The organism is Candidatus Schekmanbacteria bacterium (genome assembly GCA_003695725.1).
In the GTDB taxonomy this organism is placed as follows: domain Bacteria; phylum Schekmanbacteria; class GWA2-38-11; order GWA2-38-11; family J061; genus J061.
In genome coordinates this window covers 1-6538 of the sequence record RFHX01000245.1, presented here as the reverse complement: position 1 = coordinate 6538, position 6538 = coordinate 1, and the positions used below count along the sequence as shown (strand labels likewise).

Here is a 6538-nt window from a genome sequence, read left to right as displayed (position 1 = left end):
CACCCATTAAAAGGTACCGTGTCAAGAGATAAAAGAGTCTTTTGATAAAACATAATTTTAAGTTTTACCTTTTTCTTAACGGTTTCAAGCATATCGTCGGAAATGGGGGGGGTCAAGTCTGCTTTTGGCTTTTCTGTCGTATTTTATCAATATATTCAGATAGTTATGCGGAAGGAGAATTTTAGTTTTATTTCCAATTCTCCACATCCTCCATCTTCTCCATCAGCGCTGATTTAGTGGTTAGTGAAGGGGGATTTTTTATATGATTATGAATGGTTACCAAGTCTCCTTTTTGGTTTTTCAATAATAGTTTCGCTAAATAACTTCTAATTGATGTTGTTGTATGGTGGTGGTGTGAAAACAGAATCGAGGAAGACATTCCAAGCATCGTAAATTTAAAAAATTTGGACTTTTTCTTTTTAAGTTAATAAAGAATGAAGTAGAGAAAATCCAATTTTGAGAATTAAGAATAAGTTTCGGGAGGTGTCTTATGAATAGAAAAATGGTTTTGACAGTTACTACTTTTGTAATTTTTGCTACGCTCTTTTCTTTTTTCAACATATATTCAAAAGAAGAGGAGAAAAAAATGGGAAAGTTTGCAATCATACTTCAAGCAGGAAAGGAAACCCATGAAGGCAAAGCAAGAGCCCTTCATGCGCTAATGTATGCCCTTGAATTGAAGGAAAAAGGACATAAAGTAGTTTTAATATTTGATGGCGCGGGAACGGAATGGATTGAAGCATTGACGAATCCGACTGAAAAAACCGGATTTGAAAGTATCTATGATCAACTCAAAGAGAAAGGCGTTATAGAAGTAATATGTGATTTTTGCGCAACGGCTTTCAAGGTGCATAAAAAGTTGGAAGAAAGAAAAATCTCTATGGCAAATGATTTTTTAGGACATCCCAGCATTTCAAAGTGGGCTTCTCAGGGCTATCAAATTGTTGTTTTGTAACAGATTGAGAAGGAGATAGTGAAATGCGTTTTGTTCATACAATGATTAGGGTTAGAGATATCGAAAGAAGTCTCGAGTTTTACTGTGGTTTTATAGGACTTCATGAAGTAAAGCGTAAAACCATAGGTGATGAGGCAACTCTTGTTTTCCTCTCAGACGATGAGGAAAAACACTTTATCGAATTGACTTACAATCATGATGGCAGAGACTATGAACTGGGAGATCAATTTGGACATCTGGCTTTTTCTGTCTCTAATCTCGATGAAGTAGAGGAAAAAATTAAAAAGCTTGGATGGGAATATTGGCCAGCACGGCCTGAAGTTGGATCGAAGTATCTTTTTGTATGTGATCCTGATGGGTATGATATTGAAATCATAGAGGAAAAACAAAAGAAAGAGGAGTAAGTAATTGGTACTTTCACGATTTTTTTCTCTATTGCAGAGGATTTTTGATAAAAAAAAACAAATCAGATAAAATGAACCGTTTTAATCATCAAATAAGTTAGCTGAGAAAAATTGCATTTTCTATGATAGGATTCAAAAAGTGAAGAAAGTTTATTCATCTCCGAATTTTTCTCTTGCAGCTCTTTTCAAGGGTATATTGGAAGAGAATGGAATAGCATGCATTATGAAAAATGAGCATATTGCAAATCTCGGGGGTGAAGTGCCTACAAATGAATGTTGGCCTGAAGTATGGGTTTTGAATGACGAAGATTTTGATAAAGCTGTTGAAATTATAAGTAAGCAGAAACAAGACAGATTTCTGCCATCGTGGAATTGCCCAAAATGCGGCGAGAACATCGAGGGTCAATTCACCGAATGCTGGAATTGTGGGTACGAACGAAAATTATGATTTTTTATTTGCCCGGAAGCTGAGCTTTTTTTCTTTCTATTTCAACTTCCAACAAGTCATAGGCAACAAAGGTGTTTTCAAAAACTGCCTTTGCCTCTTCAGCCAATGGTTTGCCAGATACATAGCGGGGACTGATATGAGTCAGTATCAATCTTTTCACTTCTGCTTTTTTTGCAATATTAGCGGCTGATTCTGCTGTACAATGCCCCCGTTTAGCGGCTTCATCTTCAATATCTTTTAAAAACATTCCATCATGTATCAATAAATCGGCGCCAATTGAGTTTTCCACTACACTATCAGTTGGTCTTGTATCCACAGCATAAACGATTTTTCGTCCTTCAACAGGTGGGCCGACCACATCGGCTGAAAATACCGTTCTCCCATCTTCAAGCTTAATGTCTTCGCCATTTTTCAATCGTTTCAGTAATGGACCTTCCGGCACACCCAAAGCTCTTGTTTTATCGATGTCGAGCTTTCCCGGTTTTTCATCTTCAATATAGCTGAAGCCAAGAGTAAACGTTGTATGCTCCAGAGGAAAGGTAATGATTTTATATCCATCGCCGTTTATTGTTTCTCCGGCACATATTTCGTTTACATAGATATGGTATCCTAAATAAAAGTTGAGTATCTTTTTTGTTGAAAAGATGTAGTTTTTAAGCCCTGCCGGACCATAAATATGAAGAGGTTTCTCCCTCGATGCATGATTTAAGAGCATCAACAGCCCCGGCAATCCTGTGACATGGTCACCGTGTAGATGGGAGATGAATATTTTATCAATTCTTCCCAGTTTTATAGATGATTTTATCAGTTGAATTTGCGTGAATTCACCGCAGTCAAAGAGAATGACATTGCCTTCATTGATAAGTGCTACTGAAGGAAGATTCCTGTAAAGTGTCGGTATTCCGCCACTCGTTCCTAAAAAGATTACTTTCACTTTGACAATCCCTCATCATTTTTAAAAAAATTTTCATCTCCTTTTATATGATATTGTCAAGAAATGCAAAGTCTCTGCGCTTTTCATTGAATCAGCATTATAGATAATTTTTTTGAAAATCGACCTTTTCTCTTATCGTTAGAGTTGTGATAACTAATCCTTTCTATTCAATGATAGTTTCATCACCCCTACGCATAGTGGTGAAGAGGCAGACATATATTATTGAACTCGAGGAATGTAAAATTCACTCGGTGGATAGTTTTGACAAAATTTGGTAGAAGTATACACATTGATAGCTTCATAAGGTAAATCATATGGAAAGGATAGTGACATACTCGAAATCGTCCACTTTGATTTTAACTTCCTATTGTGCAAATAGTTGTCTGTATTGTGGCTTTAGACAATCTGATGGTAGTTTCGTCCAAGATGATGAAATAGAAGAGACCTTATCTTTTGCGGCAGAAAAAGGATGTAGTGAAATTTTGGTTATGTCAGGAGAAAATGTCGATAAAAATAGAAAAATTACTGAAGAGCTGAAAGAAAAAGGCTACAACTCGTTTATCGACTTTGCTGTTTCCGTATGCCAGAGGATTCTCTCTGCTGGAATGCTTCCACATACAAACATCGGAGTCGTGAGCTATGATGACCTTGTGCGCCTTCGCAAGGTTAATGCCTCGATGGGATTGATGATAGAAAATGCAAACAGTGAATTTTCCAAAAAGGTTAATCCTCAAAAAAGACCGGAATTACGCTTTAGAATGCTTGAGGATGCAGGCCGGCTAAAAATTCCATTTACTACCGGAATTCTCGTAGGATTGGGAGAAACACAAGAGGACCGCATAGACTCTTTGAAAAGAATTATCGATTGCCATTCAAAATATGACCACATACAGGAAGTAATCATTCAGAACTTCGTCCCAAACAGCAGAAGCGCTTTAAAAAGCTCATATCCTCTTTCCTTTGATGAATATGTAGAACTGATAGAATATGTCAGGAGAAATTCAGATATAGCTGTCCAAATACCTCAAAATCTGAACCCTTTTTTTGCGGACTTGATTGAGTACGGATTGACAGACATTGGCGGAATAAGTGAAGGGCGAGATAGAATAAACCCTGAAAATCCATGGGCAAGGATAGATGAGCTCAAAAAAATTGTTGCCGAAAAAGGAGCCCTCTTGAAAAGACGTCTTCCAATCTATCCCAAATATATTGATAAAGGGTGGTATTCTGATGAAGTTGGTGAGGTAATTTCAAAATTGTTGAAAATGACAGATGATTCGATTTGCACTATTCAGGAAGAAGTTTGAATTTATCGACAGAGAGATTTTATTTTCTCCATTATTATATCCGTTACCTCTTTCGCCTGCTCTTTTTTAGATATACCCTCTTTTTGTGCAAAATTTAATCCTTTGCCAAAAATTACTTCTATCCTTTTGGGTCTCGGGAATCGATGATGAGGCGCATATGCTTGAAATGAACCTTTTACTACTGTCGGTATTACGGTAGCTCCTGTCAGCAATGCAAGAATACCAACTCCGCTTTTTGCAGGCAGAAGCTGTCCATCTCTTGTCCGTCCTCCTTCAGGGAAGATACATAGCACATTGCCTCTTTTGAGGTATTTGATTGCCTGTTTCATACTGCCTGCACCCTCCATCTCTTCTGAGACAGGAATACATTCCGTGCTTTTACAGAACCATTTGATTAGTGGTTTATTGTAATAGGTATCGATTATTATGAAGCCAACTTTCCTCTTTATTCCTGCGGCAATGACAAGAGGGTCGATAAAGCTTGCATGGTTCGAAGCAATAATTACGCCTCCATCGGAGGGGATGTTTTCTTGTCCCTTGAAAGTCAGTCTGAAATAAATCTTGAATAATGGAATGCCTATAGCTTTTAGAAGTGAGTAAGGCGGACCTTTTTCAATCATTTATCTTTTTTAGATTCAAGAATCAGTTCTTTGAATTTGTCGAATAGATAACGTGAATCATGTGGACCGGGAGATGCTTCAGGATGATACTGCACGGCAAAAGCAGGCATATCGGTGCACTTGAAACCTTCAACGGTTTCATCGTTGAGATTGAGGTGCGTTAATGTAACATTCTTCAGGGTGTTGATATCTGCGGCAAATCCATGATTTTGAGATGTAATTTCCACTTTTCCTGTTGCAAGTTCTTTTACAGGATGATTTGCACCATGGTGTCCAAATTTTAATTTGTAAGTTTTTCCTCCAAGAGCAAGTGTAAGTATTTGCAGACCGAGACAGATTCCAAAAATCGGCTTTTTCCCAAGCAGTTGTTCTACGGTTTTTATGGCATAAGGCACACCTTCAGGGTCGCCGGGACCATTTGAAAGAAAAATTCCGTCAGGCTCTTCTCGTAGAATCTCATCCGATTTTGCAAAAGCGGGGAAAACCTTCACAGAAAGCCCGCGTGAGACCATCATTCTTAGAATGTTGGATTTTATTCCAAAATCTAATGCTGCAACCTTCAAAAAATCTGTTCTTTCCTTCGCGTCAATTCGCTTATATCCTTTCCCAAGCTCCCAGTCTCCTTCTTCCCAAATATAGGGCTCTGTGCAGGTGACATTTTTAACAAGGTCTTGTCCCACTATTCCGGGAGATTTTTTGAGTTTTTCCATTAGACTCTCTTTATTGAAATCTACTGTTGATATGATTCCCTGTTGAGATCCTTTTATGCGAAGCCGTTTTGTAAGAGCGCGTGTATCGATTTGATGAATTGCTTGAATTCCATTTTCTTTTAAATATTCATCGAGTCTTTTGGTGGCACGAAAGTTGCTTGGATACTGACAACATTCCTTTGCAATAAAGCCGGAAAGAAAGATTTTTCTCGATTCCACATCTTCGTCGTTGACTCCATAATTGCCGATTAAAGGATATGTCATACAAACGATTTGGCCGTTGTAGGAAGGGTCAGTTAAAATTTCCTGATAACCCGTCATACTTGTGTTGAAAACTACTTCGCCTACTTTTTCACCGTCAGCGCCGAAGCTTTCGCCTTCGAAGAAGGAGCCGTCTTCCAATAAAAGAACTGCTTTAGCCATTATTTTCCTTAATTTTTCCCTTACTTATTGACATTGGACAAATGATAGTTTTTTTGCCTGCCTATATATCATTTTTCATTGGAACAATGTCAAATTAAAAAATCAATCTATTTAACATCTGCCTCTTTTGGCAATCAGTTCCAAAATCAAAAAATTCATTTTCTTTCATTGTAACCAAAGAGTTACTGATTTTGTCTTCGTAGATGATAGTTCAATGTTTTGATAGTAAAAGATGAATGATATTTTGGCTATCTATTTCATATGGACATTAAATAGAAAAATCTATATGTATAACAGACATTTTTTATCGCTTTTTAAACTTTTGAGGAGTTATGAAATTTAGTTTTTTCAAAAAAACCGCAATTATCCTTTTTTTGTTATGCACTGTAGCATGTGCTCCGCGCATAATGGTATATCATAATGAGGATTCAGGAGAGGTCTTCATTTCTACAGCAAGCATCTATGATGCTGTACCACCTTTTGAACATCCTGCAAAGATTTCGCCTGAAATAATTGCAAAAATGATGAGAGCGATCAAGTGCGAGGGATTTAAAGCCTTCAGTGAAGAAGAAATTGAAGAATATGCAAAAAGGATTTCAAAAGCATTTCGCAAATGCAGAACAGATAGTTTTATAAGCTTTTATATTTCGGAAAAGACAGTGCGCTATATTTCAGGAGGCGAGATATACATAAAAAAGGGAAAAGTTGTTTGGTATTTCTATCCTGCAAGTGAGATT

General features: G+C 37.3%; 8 protein-coding genes. 5 read left to right on the top strand and 3 right to left on the bottom strand.

Translation table 11 applies throughout. The features are described from left to right. Positions 1–490 precede the first annotated feature (490 nt). The 3 genes from D6734_09555 (at position 491) to D6734_09545 (ending at position 1807) form a co-directional block, all read left to right on the top strand. On the top strand, positions 491–955 hold the full coding sequence (locus D6734_09555) for a hypothetical protein (GenBank protein ID RMF93669.1): 465 nt from the start codon (positions 491–493) through the stop codon (positions 953–955). Between the two features lie 23 nt (positions 956–978). Next, positions 979–1359 carry a lactoylglutathione lyase gene (locus tag D6734_09550; GenBank protein ID RMF93668.1) on the top strand — a complete coding sequence of 127 codons (381 nt, stop codon included), beginning with the start codon at positions 979–981 and terminating at the stop codon, positions 1357–1359. 139 nt (positions 1360–1498) lie between these two features. Next, positions 1499–1807, top strand: coding sequence for a DUF2007 domain-containing protein (locus tag D6734_09545; GenBank protein ID RMF93667.1), 309 nt, complete (start codon positions 1499–1501; stop codon positions 1805–1807). Positions 1808–1811: 4 nt separating this feature from the next. On the opposite strand, the gene rnz is transcribed toward D6734_09545, so the two are convergent. Continuing rightward, the gene (gene rnz / locus D6734_09540) at positions 1812–2750 is read right to left on the bottom strand and encodes a ribonuclease Z (GenBank protein RMF93666.1); all 939 of its coding nucleotides are present in this window, start codon (positions 2748–2750) and stop codon (positions 1812–1814) included. 305 nt (positions 2751–3055) lie between these two features. On the opposite strand from rnz, the gene cofG reads away from it, so the two are divergent. Continuing rightward, on the top strand, positions 3056–4048 hold the full coding sequence (cofG, locus tag D6734_09535) for a 7,8-didemethyl-8-hydroxy-5-deazariboflavin synthase subunit CofG (protein ID RMF93665.1): 993 nt from the start codon (positions 3056–3058) through the stop codon (positions 4046–4048). Positions 4049–4050: 2 nt separating this feature from the next. On the opposite strand, the gene D6734_09530 is transcribed toward cofG, so the two are convergent. Further along, complete coding sequence (locus D6734_09530) at positions 4051–4668, bottom strand: 1-acyl-sn-glycerol-3-phosphate acyltransferase (protein ID RMF93664.1); 618 nt, start codon at positions 4666–4668, stop codon at positions 4051–4053. Then, entirely contained in the window at positions 4665–5801 is a 1137-nt protein-coding gene (locus D6734_09525; protein RMF93663.1) for a carbamoyl-phosphate synthase small subunit, read from the bottom strand. Before D6734_09525 ends, D6734_09530 begins: the two co-directional genes overlap by 4 nt. A gap of 332 nt (positions 5802–6133) precedes the next feature. Here D6734_09525 and D6734_09520 point away from each other — a divergent pair. Then, positions 6134–6538 (top strand): hypothetical protein (locus D6734_09520; GenBank protein ID RMF93662.1); only part of this gene is annotated, 405 nt, incomplete at its 3' end.